17 protein-coding genes, 1 tRNA gene and 1 pseudogene are annotated in these 17,019 nt (G+C 49.8%); 10 read left to right on the top strand and 9 right to left on the bottom strand.

Annotated elements, in window-relative coordinates; all coding sequences use genetic code 11:
* Window positions 1-462: 462 nt before the first annotated feature.
* Both ABTW00_RS04105 and ABTW00_RS04100 read left to right on the top strand, forming a co-directional pair.
* Entirely contained in the window at window positions 463-1,710 is a 1,248-nt protein-coding gene (locus ABTW00_RS04105) for a phosphoadenosine phosphosulfate reductase (protein ID WP_433639014.1), read from the top strand.
* Entirely contained in the window at window positions 1,695-2,336 is a 642-nt protein-coding gene (locus ABTW00_RS04100; RefSeq protein ID WP_433639011.1) for an IbrB-like domain-containing protein, read from the top strand. The genes ABTW00_RS04105 and ABTW00_RS04100 overlap by 16 nt, the downstream gene beginning before the upstream one ends.
* A 177-nt stretch (window positions 2,337-2,513) precedes the next feature.
* On the opposite strand, the pseudogene ABTW00_RS04095 reads toward ABTW00_RS04100, so the two are convergent.
* From ABTW00_RS04095 to ABTW00_RS04080, 4 genes and pseudogenes are all read right to left on the bottom strand, one after another.
* Window positions 2,514-3,183 (bottom strand): annotated as a pseudogene (locus tag ABTW00_RS04095) (tyrosine-type recombinase/integrase); the annotation flags it as partial.
* Between the two features lie 293 nt (window positions 3,184-3,476).
* A complete protein-coding gene (locus tag ABTW00_RS04090) occupies window positions 3,477-4,238 on the bottom strand; it encodes a hypothetical protein (protein WP_433639009.1) in 762 nt (253 codons plus the stop codon).
* Window positions 4,235-4,657, bottom strand: a complete 423-nt coding sequence (locus ABTW00_RS04085) for a hypothetical protein (RefSeq protein ID WP_433639007.1) — start codon at window positions 4,655-4,657, stop codon at window positions 4,235-4,237. The genes ABTW00_RS04090 and ABTW00_RS04085 overlap by 4 nt, the downstream gene beginning before the upstream one ends.
* A 190-nt stretch (window positions 4,658-4,847) precedes the next feature.
* Window positions 4,848-5,312, bottom strand: a complete 465-nt coding sequence (locus tag ABTW00_RS04080) for a helix-turn-helix domain-containing protein (RefSeq protein ID WP_282985901.1) — start codon at window positions 5,310-5,312, stop codon at window positions 4,848-4,850.
* 240 nt (window positions 5,313-5,552) lie between these two features.
* Here ABTW00_RS04080 and ABTW00_RS04075 point away from each other — a divergent pair, with 240 nt between their 5' ends.
* Window positions 5,553-6,050: a hypothetical protein gene (locus ABTW00_RS04075; RefSeq protein WP_282985900.1), complete on the top strand. Its 498-nt coding sequence runs from the start codon at window positions 5,553-5,555 to the stop codon at window positions 6,048-6,050.
* A gap of 157 nt (window positions 6,051-6,207) precedes the next feature.
* On the opposite strand, the gene ABTW00_RS04070 is transcribed toward ABTW00_RS04075, so the two are convergent.
* Entirely contained in the window at window positions 6,208-6,765 is a 558-nt protein-coding gene (locus ABTW00_RS04070) for a recombinase family protein (protein ID WP_282985899.1), read from the bottom strand.
* 222 nt (window positions 6,766-6,987) lie between these two features.
* Here ABTW00_RS04070 and ABTW00_RS04065 point away from each other — a divergent pair, with 222 nt between their 5' ends.
* The 3 genes from ABTW00_RS04065 to ABTW00_RS04055 all read left to right on the top strand — a co-directional run bounded on the left by ABTW00_RS04065 (window position 6,988) and on the right by ABTW00_RS04055 (window position 9,380).
* Window positions 6,988-7,716 (top strand): hypothetical protein, encoded by a 729-nt coding sequence (locus tag ABTW00_RS04065; RefSeq protein ID WP_433639004.1) that lies wholly within the window; start codon window positions 6,988-6,990, stop codon window positions 7,714-7,716.
* A gap of 864 nt (window positions 7,717-8,580) precedes the next feature.
* Window positions 8,581-9,051, top strand: a complete 471-nt coding sequence (locus ABTW00_RS04060; protein ID WP_433639001.1) for an NUDIX hydrolase — start codon at window positions 8,581-8,583, stop codon at window positions 9,049-9,051.
* Window positions 9,048-9,380, top strand: coding sequence for an NIPSNAP family protein (locus ABTW00_RS04055; RefSeq protein WP_433638999.1), 333 nt, complete (start codon window positions 9,048-9,050; stop codon window positions 9,378-9,380). Before ABTW00_RS04060 ends, ABTW00_RS04055 begins: the two co-directional genes overlap by 4 nt.
* Before the next feature lie 110 nt (window positions 9,381-9,490).
* On the opposite strand, the gene ABTW00_RS04050 is transcribed toward ABTW00_RS04055, so the two are convergent.
* The 4 genes from ABTW00_RS04050 to ABTW00_RS04035 form a co-directional block, all read right to left on the bottom strand.
* On the bottom strand, window positions 9,491-11,437 hold the full coding sequence (locus ABTW00_RS04050) for a DUF6538 domain-containing protein (protein ID WP_433638996.1): 1,947 nt from the start codon (window positions 11,435-11,437) through the stop codon (window positions 9,491-9,493).
* A gap of 89 nt (window positions 11,438-11,526) precedes the next feature.
* Window positions 11,527-11,600 (bottom strand) — tRNA-Gly (locus ABTW00_RS04045).
* A gap of 80 nt (window positions 11,601-11,680) precedes the next feature.
* A complete protein-coding gene (gene actS, locus ABTW00_RS04040; protein ID WP_433638993.1) occupies window positions 11,681-12,436 on the bottom strand; it encodes an amidase activator ActS in 756 nt (251 codons plus the stop codon).
* A gap of 49 nt (window positions 12,437-12,485) precedes the next feature.
* Window positions 12,486-13,388, bottom strand: coding sequence for a LysR family transcriptional regulator (locus tag ABTW00_RS04035; protein ID WP_433638990.1), 903 nt, complete (start codon window positions 13,386-13,388; stop codon window positions 12,486-12,488).
* 171 nt (window positions 13,389-13,559) lie between these two features.
* On the opposite strand from ABTW00_RS04035, the gene ABTW00_RS04030 reads away from it, so the two are divergent.
* From ABTW00_RS04030 to idi, 4 genes are read left to right on the top strand one after another with little or no spacing between them, the layout of a single operon-like run.
* A complete protein-coding gene (locus ABTW00_RS04030) occupies window positions 13,560-15,038 on the top strand; it encodes a UbiD family decarboxylase (protein ID WP_433638988.1) in 1,479 nt (492 codons plus the stop codon).
* Window positions 15,039-15,050: 12 nt separating this feature from the next.
* Window positions 15,051-15,632 carry a UbiX family flavin prenyltransferase gene (locus ABTW00_RS04025; RefSeq protein ID WP_433638985.1) on the top strand — a complete coding sequence of 194 codons (582 nt, stop codon included), beginning with the start codon at window positions 15,051-15,053 and terminating at the stop codon, window positions 15,630-15,632.
* 18 nt (window positions 15,633-15,650) lie between these two features.
* Window positions 15,651-16,367: a DUF554 domain-containing protein gene (locus tag ABTW00_RS04020; protein WP_433638983.1), complete on the top strand. Its 717-nt coding sequence runs from the start codon at window positions 15,651-15,653 to the stop codon at window positions 16,365-16,367.
* A 53-nt stretch (window positions 16,368-16,420) separates the two neighbouring features.
* On the top strand, window positions 16,421-16,966 hold the full coding sequence (idi, locus tag ABTW00_RS04015) for an isopentenyl-diphosphate Delta-isomerase (protein WP_065358269.1): 546 nt from the start codon (window positions 16,421-16,423) through the stop codon (window positions 16,964-16,966).
* The last annotated feature ends 53 nt before the right edge of the window (window positions 16,967-17,019 follow it).

The raw sequence follows: 17,019 nt of genomic DNA, 5'->3' as shown, positions 1-17,019 counted from the left end.
TCCGTGAATTTGAATCAGTATCATTACAATCTCTGTTTCTGGAGAGCCCAGAACGCATTTGTGTGTCTTTCGTCACATAACTATCACTGAAAAGCAAGGAGTGGCTGCGACATCAAAAGACGCAATTGAAAATATTAAAGCTAAAATGACCTGTGCCTGAAATACTTTCAGACATAACTTATCCTTAAGATTTTCTTATGCATGCAGGAGTTATTACAATTTCAGATGATAACGATAATACACCTGGCAAGGTTAATACTACAATATCTTAAAATGGCTCTTTACATATATTAACCCGCACTCTGAAAAACCAGATGACTAAACTTTACATTTCCATTTTCGGGGCTCAGATCAAATATAAATTAGAAAACTCAACTTAATATTGTCATCCCAATGACAATTGGGTTAATAGATAACAGAACAGTTATTTTAACATTACCGGGCTTTGGCCTTCAGGTATTTATGTCAGACAACGTCATTATGGAACGTAATCGGATACAGAAGATCAGAACCGGCGAAGATGTGCTGTCTGCGGTTACAGACCGTGTGGAGTGGATATTTGATACCTTTTCTCAGGTTTGCCTGTCTTTTTCAGGTGGAAAAGACTCAACCGTTTTGTTTCATATCGTCGCCACAATAGCCCGCAGGAAACACCGGCGTTTCTCTGTCCTGTTCATTGACTGGGAAGCCCAGTATCAGTCCACGATTGAGCATGTTCAGAAAATGAAGGATCTCTACAGTGATGTGACGGAGACGTTTTTCTGGGTGGCTCTTCCGCTGACGACTGTAAATGGTGTTTCACAGTTTCAACCGGAATGGATCTGCTGGGAACCCGATGTGGAGTGGGTCCGTCAGCCACCGGCAGATGCCATTACTGATATGGCGTATTTCCCCTTTTACCGTTACGCCATGACGTTTGAAGAGTTTGTCCCAGCGTTTTCGACATGGTTTACGAGCAATCAGTGTGGAGTGGCCATACTGACCGGCGTTCGTGCTGATGAATCCCTGAACCGGTTTATAGGTCTTACCAGCCAGCGAAAGCTTCGTTATGCCGATGACAAACCCTGGACCACTGCATCTCCCGCGGGGTTTTCCTACACGATGTGCCCCCTGTATGACTGGAAAGCCCGGGACATCTGGATTTACCACGCCCGCACGGGCGCCATTTACAACCCACTGTATGACCTGATGTACAGAGCCGGCGTCCCACTGAGGAATATGCGGGTCTGTGAGCCTTTTGGCCCCGAACAGCGCCGCGGTCTGTGGCTTTATCATGTACTGGAGCCTGAAACCTGGGCGAGAATGTGTGCCCGTGTGTCCGGCGCGGCCAGCGGGGCCATTTATGCTAATGAAAGTGGCGCTTATTTTGCATTGCGCAAACGCATCTCTAGACCAGCACATCATACCTGGCGTAGTTATGCCATGTTTCTTCTCGATGTCATGCCACAGAAAACAGCCGAGCATTACCGGAACAAGATAGCGGTATACCTGCGCTGGTATCAGACGCACGGTTACCCGGAGGATATTCCGGATGAACAGGAGAATGATCTGGGCAGCAGGGATATTCCCTCCTGGCGGCGGATATGCAAAACACTCATCAAAAATGACTTCTGGTGCCGGACCTTATCTTTCAGCCCGAATAAGCCCCGGCATTACGAACGTTATCAGGCGCGTATGAAAAAAAGGAGGAAGGAATGGGGGATATTGTAACCAGGGAACAGGTGGCCAGTCTTATTACCCGGTATTTCAGTCAGCAGATTTCAGATGAAGAAAAAGTTGCTGCCCTCAATCATTTTCGTAAAACGCTTCATGAGCTTAGTCCCTTTACCCGGGAGCCTGTAGACCTGGTGTTGTGGGTGAAAGCCAGCGAAGTGGTGGCCAACGATTACAACCCCAATGTTATGGCTGCCGGAGAGAAAAAATTACTGCAGCACTCACTGCAGGAAGACGGTTTTACCCAGCCCGTCGTGGTATCTGAAGAGAAAGATCAGTTTCTGGTCGTGGATGGTTTTCATCGGCAACTGCTGGGCAGACGCGCGTCAGGGGTAGGAAAACGCCTGAAAGGCTGGCTGCCCGTCACCTGTATCAATCCCGAACGAAAGGGACAGGCGGAACGAATTGCCTCTACGATCAGGCATAACCGCGCCCGAGGGAAGCATCAGATAGCGTCGATGTCAGATATCGTCAGAGACCTGGCCCGTCTCGGATGGGCAGATGAACGTATTGGTAAGGAGCTGGGAATGGACAGGGACGAAGTTCTTCGTCTGAAACAGATAAGTGGACTGACTGAATTATTTGAAGAAGAGGATTTCAGTCCGGCCTGGACGGTTCGCTAAATTGGACAGCATCGTATCGCACCTAAAACTATTCCGGGCGGTGACTTGTCGTCCGTTAATTCTGTAATTAAGGATGATGTGTCATGTATAAAATCAGTACATTAACCGCAACCTTGTTGTTTTTATTTTCTTCTGGCGTGGTGAAGGCTGAAAGTAATTTTACGCTCGGAGTGGGAATTGCATCGCAATCTTAACAAGCACACTACCGGCATAAGTGTTCAAAGTTCGAAGAAACTCAAGCAATTCATCCAGGGATAAAAAGCATAGTGCTCTTTCTCATGAGGAATCACAGCGCTGGCTAGATCTGGTGCAGGACTGCCATTCAGACCTCTCCACAACGCTGGCGCACCTTGCGGACCTTTTCAGTTGCCCCTCACGCTTCAAATTTCGAAAGAACAGCAAGCAACTCCATCGGTTTGATATCTTTGATTGGCCGGTGGCCTATATAAGGAAATACATCCTTCTCAAAGGTTCTCATCATCTCCTCACGCCAGGAGATAGACTAGCGATCATAGCGACGCTGATATCACTCCTGAGTGATAGCCTCAAACGAATTTTCAGCGTCCTGCTTGCGACTGAGCTTCTCCATTTTTCTTTCGAGATAAGGGGCGTTACCAGCTGCTAATATTCTTTTAGCATCCTCACGCTTACTTCTGGCCTCAGCTAAAGAAACATCGTGGTAAATGCCAATAGCGAGCAGCTTCTCTTTACCTAACGAACGGTATTTGAGACGCCAGTATCTTTTATCGTTGGAATTAACCAGCAGGTAAAGACCACCACCATCAGCCAGTTTGTAGGGCTTCTCTTTGGGTTTTGCAGTTTCAACTTGACGAGCAGTCCGCTTCATTGGGGGTACCTTTCAGCAGGGGAGACAATAATCCCCCCATTGATACCCCCACATTGTGCTTGACCCTAGGGAAGTACAATTGAGTTCAATAGGCTAATAGAATGCTATAATCGCTTATTTATCAAAGGAAACTTGAGGTGGGTAGACTTCAGGATACTTAAGTTTGGAGCGGGCGAAGGGAAATCACCCCCGCTCCAAAGATCTCGTAATCCCATGGATTTATTAACAAAAATTTGATGCATTGTAGGAGGGCTTTGTAGGAAGAACTACAACGTTTTGCAAAGCTCCATTCCTTAAAGCGGGCACTTATCAAGGCTACGGCAAAAGTAGTAGTTTTTTGAAGATGTTACAGAAACACGGTTCAATTCGCGCACTTCTTGAACACGAAGATTCCTGTCAGGAGCATTACCAAAAAATACATGTCGGGGAGAAACAGGGATAAAAGGCACCAAACCATCACTATCACCAGGATAGTAATCAGCAACTAAAAATTCGCCCCTGCTAGCGGTCCATAACCCCCACGTTATCGGTTCCATTAAATGGCAAATCTTATCGAGCATAATTTGTATCTCTATACCTTTAGCGAAGTGATGCGGAAAACTACCTCCTTCTAAAACAAAGGTCGCATGTTTACTTTCTATAATTTCTTGTTCATCGATAGTGAGCGAATCCCCTGAAACACCATTAAGTTGCCAATCCTTTTTCTCGTTATCTCTTGACTCCCCTCTTAGACGCCACAAATGGAAATAACGGCTAATGGCTGCATGATTTCTGTCGCTGATAGGGGTATTAATATTATCTATAACCTGAAAAAAATCCGTCTCAAAACCATGCATATAACCTTTTTCAGCTCGTTGATCCCAAGCTCGTTTCGCGCAAAAAATCGCGGCATCTGGCTTACGCTGCACCCATTGAGAAATTGATTTATCAAAAACGTCCACTAAACCTTTTTCACCGGCAAACTTTTTTATGCAATGCGCTGCGTGGATATGTTGATCAACGACTAATTGATGAGGATTTCTTTTTTGAACTCTTCTGAAATTTGGCTGTGTCATAATGATTTCCCAGGCGCCCATAACCGAAACATCGACGCAGACTCACAGCTAGGTGAGATATTAAGGTCTCTCCTCATCTCGATAAGCAGCAACGACAGTAACTCATCATGACGTTCAAGGGTTCGGCTCGGATTGCTTGACTTTGTTTCGTCCTGAAACGCTTGCAGGGCCTTGATCACTGATGCGGGCGCAACGAGATTAAGGTTGTTGCAAGCTACGGCAAACCGCTTTTGTCCCTGTAAATTGTTATCGCCTTCAAGAATGTCACTCAGACTAGAAATAAGTTCTTTATAGTGATCTAAGCGTTCTTTTCGCAACTCAGCATCTCGTTCACGTTTTTTTGTGAGCCAGTAGCCAACGACTGCAACTACTAATGCCGTAGAGGATGCTATTACTGTCGTGACAATTTCAAAAGCCATCAACTCAACCCCGCGATATATCAATTCTCTTCTCAGATAAACGCCACTGTAACGCCTACGTAACGCACCTGTATTTTGATGTTTTATTAACTGTCATAGGCAGAAAAAGGCTGATGACACGGAAAGCTATCAAGATTGAATGAACACTGTTCATTCACACTACCTTAGAATTCATAAACTTATACCTGAGCTATTTTCTCAGTTTGTCCCAACGCACCGCTGACACAATGCCCCAATTACCGCTGGCATTGGGCCTACGCCATTTTGCTGTCTCCATGCTACGCAGATACTCAAGAGCCTCTGAAAACGTGCCAAAACGCTTCTGAGCGGTCTTATCGCCTACACCAAAGGAGCCATCTCTCGAACTCGCTAGTCCGGGGTGAAAACACGAACCATCGGCCGCGAATGGAACCAACAGTTCCGGGTCGTTATCATCAGTTGAGCCAGACGCTAACAACTGCCACGGCTCAACGCTCAGAGCGTTAGCCAGCACCTCAATCGCATCCAGAGACGCATTAGAACCACCGCGTTCAATGCGGCTCATATAGCTACGTGCGAACCCACACCGATCAGCAAACGCTTCCTGGCTCATTCCGGTGGCAATGCGCAGTTCTTTTACCCGCTCGCCAAACTGTATTCTCAGGGATTTTTTCATGCACTGAATGTGCAACTTTGACCACTGTAAGGCCACGCTCCATATGAGACATTTTGAATCCACCCTCTCGTCAGCGAGCTTAGTCACTCGCATTCATCGCCTGAATCATGACAATCCTTACTGATTCAAAATAAACACCAATAGTGACATTTAAAGCCTAATAAGTATGATGATCATCATCGGTTGGGCGTCACCAGCGTTCGCTATCAGGCGCGATGTGGTTTGGAAAGTGAGGGAATCATGGCGGGAGCAGACTTTTTATTACCGATTTCAGCGGGAGCCGCGCTTAGCTGGGCCAGCTATAGTGTGGTCGCTCATGTTGTATCAAAACGGCAGATCAGCACACTACGCGCAATTGCATGGGGGGCTCTGGGCACTCTCTCATTGGTGCTGGGCGTATGCGCCTTTTCCGCTGTAGGTGCAGAACAACCGCTAACAAAACAAAACGCCTTATGTTCAGGTAACAGCCCGGAATGCTATGCGAAAACGCACCACAACCCGGTCAGGGAGTGCAGGCAGGTAATGGACAAGAAAGCGACGTTCCCTCATGTATGGTCAGGCAACGAAGATCAATCGCGATTCACCACCTACCTCTGGCACGACGAGAACAAACGAACTATTCAAATGTTCGGACAACAAGCTAAGGCGATTAATAGCCTTGGAATGCAAACACCGCTTCAATATTTTTGTGTTTTCAACGCCAACACTGGGGAAATCATCGCGGCTTCATTTGAGTAACCACCATTAGCCCCCCGGACTCATAAGTGGGGGCATTCAACCTCGACGATCTTCTTTGCTGCCCTTACCGGAAACGGTGCCACAACCTTTTTCACGCTTTGAATCTCACACGCTAACCAACCCCAAACTCGCGGTTGTGATGAAAAGTTAGAAACGTTTAAAGCAACGTAGCTATAGTGGCCCTGGAAACGCCGTATTCACGCGCTAAAGCACTTACACTGGTTCCACTATTCTTTTTCTCTATAATCGCTCTACGGGCTTCTGGCGCGATTTTAGACGGTCTTCCCAGCTTCTTACCTTCAGCTTTTGCTCGTGACAATCCCGCTTGAGTGCGTTCAATCAAAAGATCGCGCTCCATCTCTGCAACCGCTGCCAGCATCGACAACAGAAGCTTACCCGCTGCGGAGGTGAGATCAGTCGTGCCAAGCTGGTGGACAATAACCTTGATATTACGGTCAGCCAGCGCCCTTACCGTTTGCAGGACGTCAATCGCATCACGCCCCAGACGGTCTAGTTTTGCAACTACCAACGTTTCACCATCGCGGATTTTGCTGAGCATTTCAGAAAACGCTTTACGTTGCATTGCCGGAACCTTCCCGCTAACAACATCGGCAAACCAGTAATCAATTTGCCACCCAGCCTGCCCAAGCTCCAGCCGTTGGTTCTCAGTATCCTGCTGCGATGTCGAAACACGTCCGTAGCCAAAAGTAGCCATTGTTATCTCCCCATCTGACCCCTGCCAGAAAACGAGGCCAACATTAGGATGGCCTGCCAGAAAAGCCAAGGCTATTTTTCCAACAGTGTGAAAGCGTGCAATTGGGAGGTGCCAGAAAACGGTCGTTTGTTGGCATACTTATTAGTTAACAAATGGATATAGGACAATCTAGTCATTAGATAGATGTATAATGCTCCAACCCATTAAGGATAAGAGAAAATCATGAACGAGCTGCCAGATAACCATCGTCGCTGGGTTGCCAACTATTGCGGTGGAAAAATTGAAGAGTTGCAATACCACTTAGCGGCCATCGTAACAGCTTGCGATACATCGATTAACTTATTTACTAGTAACCAACAGGTTCCCGAGTCAAATAGTCAGGCTGTTATTTATGGATTTTCCTCGTTCACGAATGTCATTCAAACGCTTAAAGACTCGATAAAAACAGTTACAGGCAAGCAGTTACCTTGGTCAAAAATACAGCAACTAAGCCATGGGGCTTTTTTTCAGGATGCGCGAAATGCAGCAACGCATGATGGTAATCCTGTCATAAACGCTTGGGTTGACGGAAGATACTACGTCGCCACCAAAATCGTTCGACTTGGTGATAGAGGACAAGTTATCGAAATCCCTGCACCAAATAATGATGTTCGCGCCCTTTGCCTAGAGTTTGCTGATGATTTTTGCCAACTTCTACGTCAAAAACTGCTTGAAACAAAAGAGAGCAATTCTCTGGAAGCCACCCCCTTCACCATGGCTGACCTAGAAGAAGCTTTTACAAACTCCAATTTAATCCCCGACTTTGCTATTCAATTGTTTACAAAGGAAAAAGAGACAATAGCCGAAAGCCTTAAGATTTCTAAACATGATCCTGTAGCACAAGCTATTGTTCGCCTCGATACCTTGCTCAAATATATCAATGAGCAACTAAAAACTGTGCAGGAAATTTAGACTGGATATTTTCAACATGTTAAAAATAGCTGCATTTTACCAACTTTATGATGTGGTTTAATGCGTTCAGAATATGAACGCACCTACATGATATATAACACTTTTATTGAAACTCAACGTGTGCTATGTTGGCCGTGACACCTACCTCATGCGGTAAACCGATCCGGGCAGGTGGAGCATCACCGCTCTTTTGCGGAAAACGTCAGGATGGGAACTCTGCGTAACGTTGATTGTGGTAGGTAGGGCGCGCAAGCGTTTGATGCAGCCAAGCAGAGGGTGAAAGTAGATATCGGCGGATTCTTGAGTAGCTACTTTTGCGCATAATGCATCTTTCAAGAAAGGTCGTCACACCACGAGGAAGACTTGATCTTCATCTGGCAAGGGGAACCGAGCAAACCTACAGGCTATCTTCTCAGATGGCTTTAGGGTTGATATGTCCGGCTTCCCCCCCGAGGAAGGGTTTACATCTTAAAGAACAATTTATGTTTTAACATTTTTAACAATCACACTTTTCTCTTGCTCATTGTATTAAATCTTTCCCTTCAAAAGTAAACCTGCCGTTTTCCCACCTTCGCAACACATAAACCTGAACCGATAGCTGTTAACCCGCAACATGTTCGCGGTGTAAATGCAGCCAGATAAGCTGGGCGCGAAAAAGTGGATCTCCTAGGTTTGCCAGCCCCCCTTTCAGGCATTGCGTCCGAAATTTTCCGTAGCATCGCAACAATCCTTATAAAGGCGGTCTGTCTTCGGCGTTAAATAGAGTTCAGTTTGGGCATTGATTGCCAAAACTGGTAGATACCTGCGACCTTGAAATACTGTATATATAGTCAGCGTCATCAGTAGAAAAGGAAAGCAGATATTATGGGCCGGGAAAGATATAACCTTTCAATTGCAGTGTTCGTCTTACTTCTTAGAGGGAATGAAATCTGCATGCTGCGAAGAAGCAATACGGGGTGGATGGACGGTTACTATAGCTTACCAGCCGGTGGGCTAGAACAAGGAGAACCCCTCTCGACGGCTGCGGCCAGAGAGTTAAAGGAAGAAACGGGAGTCCAGGCATCGCCCGCCGCGCTAACACTTGCGCACACTATGCATGTGTGGACAGAAAACCGTTCATGGATAGGGCTTTTTTTTATATGTAGAGAATGGAGCGGCGTTCCTTTTCTTGCTGAACCAGACAAGCACTCGGAAGTAAGCTGGAAAAATACAGAGGCACTACCGGAAGAGACAATACCTTATGTTCGGCAGGCGATTGTGGCTATAAAAGAGGCTCAGACATACTCAGAGTTCGGCTGGGAAAGCCACAAGTTATCAACGGAGATAACACGTTGAGAACCGTCGAGATACTGCAATACACCTTACGCAAAGGCTCCGGAACTGATTTTCACACCATCATGCAGGAAATCAGCGTTCCCCTACACCAACGCCACGGGATCGATGTCGTGTCGTTTGGCAACTCGCTTCATGACCCGGATTGCTACTACCTCATTCGCACCTTTGACAGCGCTGAAAAAATGACTGCGGTTCTCGATGCTTTTTACGCAAGCGCTGACTGGCGTAGCGGCCCACGCAAAGACATTATCCGCAGCATCGAAACCAGCATTAAAACAGTGATAAGTCTGCCGCAGGAAAGCGTGGAAGGGCTGCGGGTGCAATCGTAGGTCAAATGACTTCTCCAGACGCGTTTTAAGCGCTTCCAAATTCTGCACTGTAAATCCACGACCCTTGATAAAAAACGTGCCACAAAGCTTCTTGGCGCGTTTGGCACATCCTATGATTTATGTCTGCGCCGCGCATTGATGACCGCCTTGATACCCGCTTGCGAATCAAACTGCGCAATATCAGGCAAACTGTAGCTAAGCTGTGAAATCACGCCCAATTGCTCTCCCACATCAGCATCCTTGCGATAGGTTGTCATCGCGGTGGTGCTGCCACGAACATGTCCAACAAGCTGCGCAATCGTGCGTTCATTGTTCTCAAACTCGTCTAGAGCATTGATGAAAGTATGCCGCAGTGAATGGAACGTTTTCTTACCGTCACGGGGGAACCCGAGGACTTTGCCAAAGTAGTTTTCGTTAAACCATTTTGAGGCGCCGGCACGATATCCTTTGAGTTTGTTGTGCTTCAACTCAGGGAAAAGACGATCATACCCGGCAGCTTTCAGTGCATCTACATACTCCAGCAACCCTAGTTCGATAAGTCGCGGATGAATTGGAACCTGACGGATCGCATTCACCGTCTTTAATGATTTATCGCCGCCAGCCTGTGCCTCTTCATCCATCACCTTATCCGGCGCATCAAGGTTAAAATCAATATAGGCAATACCGTTTTTATCTTCGCGAATATCCGCCAGATAAAGCTGGCAAAGCTCATTGATGCGCCCGCCCACATATAATGCCAGCAGAGGCAACCAGTAGTGAAACGGGCGGAAGCTTGTATAACGTCCGTATTGATTGGGCGTTCCCGCGCCTTTCTTAAACCAGTCAGCCGAGAAAATTTGCACTAGTTCATCATCGGTGAAGAGGTCGCGGCGATCCTGCTCACGCACCATCACACGGCGCTGAGCCAGAACATTCTCAGCAGGGTTATCAAAAAGATAACGTTCACTCTTCGCCCATTTGAGCATAGAACCCAGTGACTCAATATGCCTGCCAATGGCATCTCGGCTCATAACTGGCTGACCATCAGCGAGCGCTATTTCAATAAGCTTTTGCGTATCTGAAATCTTGTATTTTCGCCGCATCAAATACAGATTACCGGGCATATTCTGCATTTTGGTGACGTAATCTTTCACTATGTCACGATTCAGTTCACCTAGAGTTAAATCGCCCATGACCTCTGTGAAGTGTTCAATTCTGGAACGAATTTTCCCCTCACTGGCCAACTTGATATCACCCGTATTTTTATAGACCAAAAACGCTTCCAGCAATGCTGAAACAGTCATGCTGGCATATGTCGGGTTGCAATACGGGTTGATGGTAGCGGCCACAGGAATCGCTGGTGTTACAACTGCCGGAGCACATGGCAGAGCACTTAATTTTGGCTCTGATTTCGTAAGCGCCTTATCCCAGGCGCTACGTAGTTTTTCAGCCTGCACGTTGTTGATGAACAAAGAACTTGCGTTCAGCGTCACCCCGGGTAAATCCAACAGCCAGAGAGAAAGCGGATTGCCATTATTAGCTCTGAATGCAGTGGCCTCAACCTTTCGTCCGTTCAGCAATTCAACAAGCGCAAACTGCGGTTGGTAAAGCTGCATATAACCGTTTACCGCAGCCTCGGCATGCGCAACGTTGTTTAAAACGAATCCATGCGTGTCAGGATCACGGTCAAGCGTGCTGAAATCATCAATCAGGAAGCCACGCTGATTCGACACAAGGGCATAAAGCGGCACATTGTCTGCCAGAAGATGTTGGACGACAGTCTCAAGCCCAACACCAAACGAATCGCAAAACAACGCCAGGCTGATTTTGCCAGCGCCAGTCAACAATGGGGCATTGCCCCCGATTTTCTCTTTATCCACTTGCCTGAACTCTTCCAGAGACGCATACCACTTCTCCAGCAAACGCGCGGCAATAGCTCTGGCATTTGCAAGGTGGGTTGTGCGGGTAGATGCATGAATTTCACGCTGCCCTATCAGGGCACGATAACGAACCGGAACGGTGATCCGCAGAACATAGATACCGCTTGGACGTCGATAGAGATTATCACGCTGCGCCATCGGCTGTATGAACCCTTTGTAGTAGGATCACGAGCGCCGTCACGTATGAATCAGAAAAAGGCTCAGGAATGAATACGTTAGGGGAATTCTGGAGCGGGCGAAGGGAATCGAACCCTCGTATAGAGCTTGGGAAGCTCTCGTTCTACCATTGAACTACGCCCGCAAAGGTGTGCGAGGAGCATTATAAACCTTACTCCTCGCCTGGCAAGCACTCTGGGTGCTAAGTGACGATAAAATAACCGGTTAGCACTTCGGCTTACTGCCCTGCGGCGGTAAATAACGCAGCGGATCGATAGCCGTTGCCCGGTAACGAATCTGGAAGTGCAGCCGCACCGAATCCGCATCCGAACTGCCCATGGTGGCTATCTGCTGGCCAATCTTCACGCTCTGCCCGTTGTTGACCATCAGTTTATCGTTGTGAGCATAGGCGGTAATGTAATCTTCGTTATGTTTAATCATAACCAGATTACCGTAACCGCGTAGCTGGTTGCCGACGTAAACCACCTTACCTGCCCCGGCAGCATACACAGGCTGTCCACGGCTGCCCGCGATATCGATCCCTTTGTTGCCGCCCTCTGAGGTTGAATACGTCATGACAACCTTACCGCTTGCGGGCCAGCGCCAGCAGCGTTGCCCAACCGGCGGCCATGATGACTGCGGTACCGCAGAGGAAGGCACCACTTTTGCCGTTTTGCTGGCAGTCGATTTTTTCGTACTGGAAGAGGACGCGCCGCTCACCTTCAGCTTTTGTCCAACTTCGATGGTATAGGGCGGAGAAATTCCGTTCATCCGCGCCAAATCTCGCACGCTGGTACCCGTCATACGCGAAATTCGCGATAGCGTATCGCCACGCTTCACGGTGTAAACCGAACCACTATAGCTGCCTTCTGACGAATTTCCGGCGCAACCGGACAGCGCCAGGCCGATAATCAGGCACATTAACAGTCGTAGTGGAGAAGTGAGTTGGCTTCCTGCTCGCAAAACGTATCCTCGGGTCATCAACGATCGGGAAACCTATGATAGCAGGCTCGCGCAGGATGCCAAACCATCAGGTTGGTGAATAATGGACAAACGGGAAACCCTCCGCCACCAGCTCCATCACCTGTGGACACCAGTTTACCGCCGGGATTTTCACCATTGCCGGGTAGAAAATCTGCGGCGAAGGGAAAACATCCACAACGTAGCATTCATTGAGTTTTTCCGCGCACACTTCGGACGACGGCAGCAATGTCGCCGCCGCCAGCCCCGACTCCAGCCAGTCAAGAATCACCCCCGGCTGAGTGATATGCATAATCACCTTTGGGTTAACGCCCGCTTTACGGAACAGATCGATCAGCATCTCATAGGTGCCAGAATCTTTCGCCCGGTGTAGTAACACCAGCGGCAACCCACCCAGTGCGTTGTAATCAAAGGGATTCGTCGGTGGTGACGGCAGACATTTTTTGTTGATCACCGCCACCAGCTTCACAGGGTCAAACGAGACAAAGTCAAAGCCTTCGCTACGATAAGGCCGCTGAATAAACGCCAGGTCGATAGCCCCCTCGTTGAGCATCATCTCCAGATGGCTGGAATCGGTAACGGAAATATTGACCTCAATTTCCGGGTAACGCTGATACAGTGCCAGCAGCAGCGGCTTGAAGTAGGACTGGAACAGGTGGCTCATACCAAAGCGGAACTGTAGGCGATCTTTCTGAGCAATTTCCATCGTCTCGCGCGCGGTGTCCTCTACCTGGCGCAAAATCTCACAGGCTTTTCGATAGAGGAAAAACCCCGCTTCGGTCGGTTCAATGCGGTTGCCGCGGCGCAAAAACAGCGGCGTCTGCAGCTCGTCTTCCAGCTCCTGAATGCGCTTACTCAGCGGCGGCTGCGCCATGTTCAACACCCTGGAGGCCTGGCTTATCGAGCCTTGCTCAACCACCCGGCAGAAATACCGTAACCGTTTTAAATCCATTTGTCCCCCATACCTGAAATGACTTTGCCCTAGTGTACGCACGATACCCCCAGCGGGTGTAGCCACATCTTTTTGATCTACCCTGCCCTGGCGAAACGGTATTTGCCCCTATTGTGAGTAAGGAATAGGGTGACGGCAGAAATTCTTCCCGAATATCAACAGGAATCCACCGTGAAAAATAATACTACCGTACGCGACCTGCGCTCTGCGCTCGCGCTGCTGAAAACGCTGCCGGGTGAATACGTTGAAACCGACACCGAAGTTGACCCGCATGCCGAACTCTCCGGCGTATACCGTTACGTTGGCGCCGGTGGCACCTGCCAGCGTCCAACCCGTAAAAACGGCCCGGTCATGATGTTTAATAAAATTAAAGGTTTTGACGATATCAGTGTCGCCATCGGTATTAACGGCTCGCGTAAACGTGTCAGTCACTTCCTGAACTGCCCGCCGGAAAGACTGGGGCATCTGCTGAAAGACTCCGTACAGAGCCCAATCCCGCCGGTACTGACAACGGAAAAAGCGGTAGCTCAGGAAGTGATTCATCTGGCCACCGATGCTGATTTTGACCTGCGTAAGCTGCTGCCCGCGCCGACCAACACCGAAGAGGATGCCGGTCCGTACATCACCATGGGGCTGTGTTACGCCTCCGACCCGGAAACCCACGAGTCTGATATCACCATTCACCGTCTGTGCGTGCAGAGCCGCGATGAACTGTCAATGTGGCTGACTCCGGGTCGCCACATTGATGCATTCCGCATGAAAGCAGAGGAGCTGGGCCAGCCGCTGCCAATCTCCATCAGCATTGGCGTTGATCCGGCTATCGAAATTGCCGCCTGCTTCGAGCCGCCGACCACGCCGCTGGGCTTTGATGAGCTGAGCATTGCCGGTTCCCTGCGCGGGCAGGCCGTAGAAATGGTGAAATGCCTGACTATCAACGAAAAAGCGATTGCCCACGCAGAAATCATCATTGAAGGTGAACTGCTGCCAAATGTGCGAGTTCGCGAAGACCAGAACACCGACACCGGACGCGCGATGCCTGAATTCCCTGGCTATACCGGTGAATCGAAAGACGCGCTGCCAGTGATTAAAGTGAAAGCGGTCACCCATCGTCACAGCCCTATCTGGCGCACCACTGTCGGACCCGGTGAAGAACATGTGAATATGGCAGGTATCCCGACCGAAGCCAGCATTCTGGATATGGTGGGCCGCGCGATGCCGGGCAAACTGCTGAACGTCTTCGCTCACTCAGCGGGCGGCGGCAAACTGCTGGCGGTGATGCAGTTCAAGAAATTCTCCCCAGCCGATGAAGGTCGTCAGCGTCAAGCTGCGCTTCTGGCGTTCTCCGCATTCCCGGAACTGAAACATGTGATTCTGGTGGACGAGGACGTGGACATCTTCGATAGCGATGACGTGCTATGGGCGATGCAAACGCGCTATCAGGGCGATGTTGATACCGTCACCATTCCGGGCGTGCGCTGCCATCCGCTGGATCCGTCGCAGGTGCCGGAATACAGTCCGAGCATTTTGCAGCAGGGAATGTCCTGTAAAACTATTTTTGACTGCACCGTGCCGTTCCACCTGAAACATCACTTTGAACGTTCTAAATTCAAAGAAGTTGACGTGAAACGCTTCCTGCCTGACTTCGAGTAAGAGGAACAGACAATGACACCACGCATCATCATTGGCATCAGCGGCGCATCCGGTTTTCAGTATGGCGTGAAGGCGCTGGAACTGCTTCAGCCCCTACCGCTGGAGGTTCATCTGGTCGTCTCTAAAGGCGCGGAAAAAACCTGTGAGCTGGAAACGGACTACCGACTGGATGAAGTGATGGCGATGGCGGACGTCGTGCACTCCATTGGCAACCTGGGCGCGGCCATCTCCAGCGGATCGTTCAAAACGCTGGGCATGCTGGTCGCCCCCTGCTCAATGCGAACGCTGGGCGCGATTGCACATTGTCTGACCGATAACCTGCTGACTCGCGCCGCCGACGTGGTGCTTAAAGAGCGGCGTCGTCTGGTACTGCTGGCGCGCGAAACGCCGTTAAATCTCGGCCATATCCGTAATATGGCCGCCGTGACGGAAATGGGCGGGATTATCTTCCCGCCGGTTCCGGCCCTCTATCAACGTCCGCAAACCGCGGACGACATTGTTACGCATAGCGTCAACCGTGCGCTCGACCTGTTCGACATCGACGTGGATAACATTCCGCGCTGGGGCGAAGGCTCACTGCGCCACGACGGCTAGTGCGAAAAGGAAACTCTCATGTTAATCGGTCCTTATGTAAACGGGTCCGCCGTGGTAATTGGCGGACTGATTGGCGCGCTGGCCGGAGGGAAACTCCCGGATCGCGTCAAAACGGCGCTGCCGATGACCTTCGGGCTATGTTCTGTCGGCCTGGGCATTACGCTGGTGCTAAAGGTGAAGTATATGCCAGCGGTTGTGCTGGCGATGATTGTCGGCGCGCTGCTTGGTGAGTTGCTGCATCTGGAAAGCGGGATTGGTAAAGCCGCCGGGTCGACACGTGGTCTTATCAACAAAGTCCTGCCACCGGTACAAGGCTTAAGCCACGACGAGTTCACCGAGAAGTTCGTCGCCATTCTGGTGTTGTTCTGCGCCAGCGGTACGGGCGTATTCGGGGCGATGACCGAAGGGATGAGCGGCGATCCGTCAATCCTGTATATCAAAACCATTCTCGACCTGTTCACCGCTGGAATTTTTGCCACCCTGCTGGGCTTCGCGGTCATGACCATTGCCATTCCACAATTGGTGATCCAGCTGGCGCTGGCAATGCTAGCGGTGTTTCTGCTGCCGATGATTACGCCGTCGATGATGGCAGACTTCTCCTGCGCGGGTGGGCTACTGATGGTGGCTACAGGGTTACGCATTTGTAACATTAAGCTCTTCCCTGTTGCTAACATGCTGCCAGGGCTTGTTTTGGTAATGCCTTTTTCCCACTTATGGGCTACGCTGGTTGCCTGAGTATATGACCCGGTGGGTTTATGCCGGGTCATCTTTCATTTTCAGGAGTTGCCATGGCAGGGGAACACGTCATTTTGCTCGATGAGCACGATCAACCGTGCGGAATACTGGATAAGTACGCCGCGCACACTCTCTCTACCCCGCTGCATCTCGCCTTCTCTTGTTGGTTATTTAACGATCGCGGCCAGTTTCTGGTCACCCGCCGCTCTCTAAGTAAAGTGGCCTGGCCCGGCGTATGGACTAACTCGGTCTGCGGGCATCCACAGCAGGGCGAAACCTTCGAACAGGCGATTGCCCGCCGCTGCCGCTTTGAGTTAGGCGTCGAAATCAGCCACATTACCTCCGTCGCCCCCGACTTCCGCTATCGTGCCGTAGCGCCTAACGGTATCGTCGAAAACGAGGTATGTCCGGTGTATGCGGCCCGCATTACCAGCGCCGTACAGCCAAATGCCGACGAGGTGATCGAGTATCAATGGTGTGAGCTCGACGACGCGCTGCGCGCGCTCGCACTGACGCCGTGGGCGTTTAGCCCGTGGATGGTGATGGAGGCGGCAGACGCGAAGGCGCGTCAGGCATTTATCGATTTCGCCCGAACGTAGCCATCAGCTGCCCGAATCGCAAGCATAAAAAAACCCGGCCATCGCCGGGTTTT

Source organism: Kluyvera georgiana (genome assembly GCF_050990895.1).
In the GTDB taxonomy this organism is placed as follows: Bacteria; Pseudomonadota; Gammaproteobacteria; order Enterobacterales; family Enterobacteriaceae; genus Kluyvera; species Kluyvera georgiana.
The sequence above is the reverse complement of the archived record's forward strand: the minus strand, read 5'-3'. Positions and strand labels throughout refer to the sequence as shown.

Bases quoted from the DNA above. Each gene is read 5' to 3' on its own strand.
- ABTW00_RS04105 (WP_433639014.1), top strand. From the start codon at position 463: ATGTCAGACAACGTCATTATGGAACGTAATCGGATACAGAAGATCAGA.
- ABTW00_RS04100 (WP_433639011.1), top strand. From the start codon at position 1,695: ATGGGGGATATTGTAACCAGGGAACAGGTGGCCAGTCTTATTACCCGG.
- ABTW00_RS04090 (WP_433639009.1), bottom strand. From the start codon at position 4,238: ATGACACAGCCAAATTTCAGAAGAGTTCAAAAAAGAAATCCTCATCAA.
- ABTW00_RS04085 (WP_433639007.1), bottom strand. From the start codon at position 4,657: ATGGCTTTTGAAATTGTCACGACAGTAATAGCATCCTCTACGGCATTA.
- ABTW00_RS04080 (WP_282985901.1), bottom strand. From the start codon at position 5,312: ATGAAAAAATCCCTGAGAATACAGTTTGGCGAGCGGGTAAAAGAACTG.
- ABTW00_RS04075 (WP_282985900.1), top strand. From the start codon at position 5,553: ATGGCGGGAGCAGACTTTTTATTACCGATTTCAGCGGGAGCCGCGCTT.
- ABTW00_RS04070 (WP_282985899.1), bottom strand. From the start codon at position 6,765: ATGGCTACTTTTGGCTACGGACGTGTTTCGACATCGCAGCAGGATACT.
- ABTW00_RS04065 (WP_433639004.1), top strand. From the start codon at position 6,988: ATGAACGAGCTGCCAGATAACCATCGTCGCTGGGTTGCCAACTATTGC.
- ABTW00_RS04060 (WP_433639001.1), top strand. From the start codon at position 8,581: ATGGGCCGGGAAAGATATAACCTTTCAATTGCAGTGTTCGTCTTACTT.
- ABTW00_RS04050 (WP_433638996.1), bottom strand. From the start codon at position 11,437: ATGGCGCAGCGTGATAATCTCTATCGACGTCCAAGCGGTATCTATGTT.
- actS (WP_433638993.1), bottom strand. From the start codon at position 12,436: ATGACCCGAGGATACGTTTTGCGAGCAGGAAGCCAACTCACTTCTCCA.
- ABTW00_RS04035 (WP_433638990.1), bottom strand. From the start codon at position 13,388: ATGGATTTAAAACGGTTACGGTATTTCTGCCGGGTGGTTGAGCAAGGC.
- ABTW00_RS04025 (WP_433638985.1), top strand. From the start codon at position 15,051: ATGACACCACGCATCATCATTGGCATCAGCGGCGCATCCGGTTTTCAG.
- ABTW00_RS04020 (WP_433638983.1), top strand. From the start codon at position 15,651: ATGTTAATCGGTCCTTATGTAAACGGGTCCGCCGTGGTAATTGGCGGA.
- idi (WP_065358269.1), top strand. From the start codon at position 16,421: ATGGCAGGGGAACACGTCATTTTGCTCGATGAGCACGATCAACCGTGC.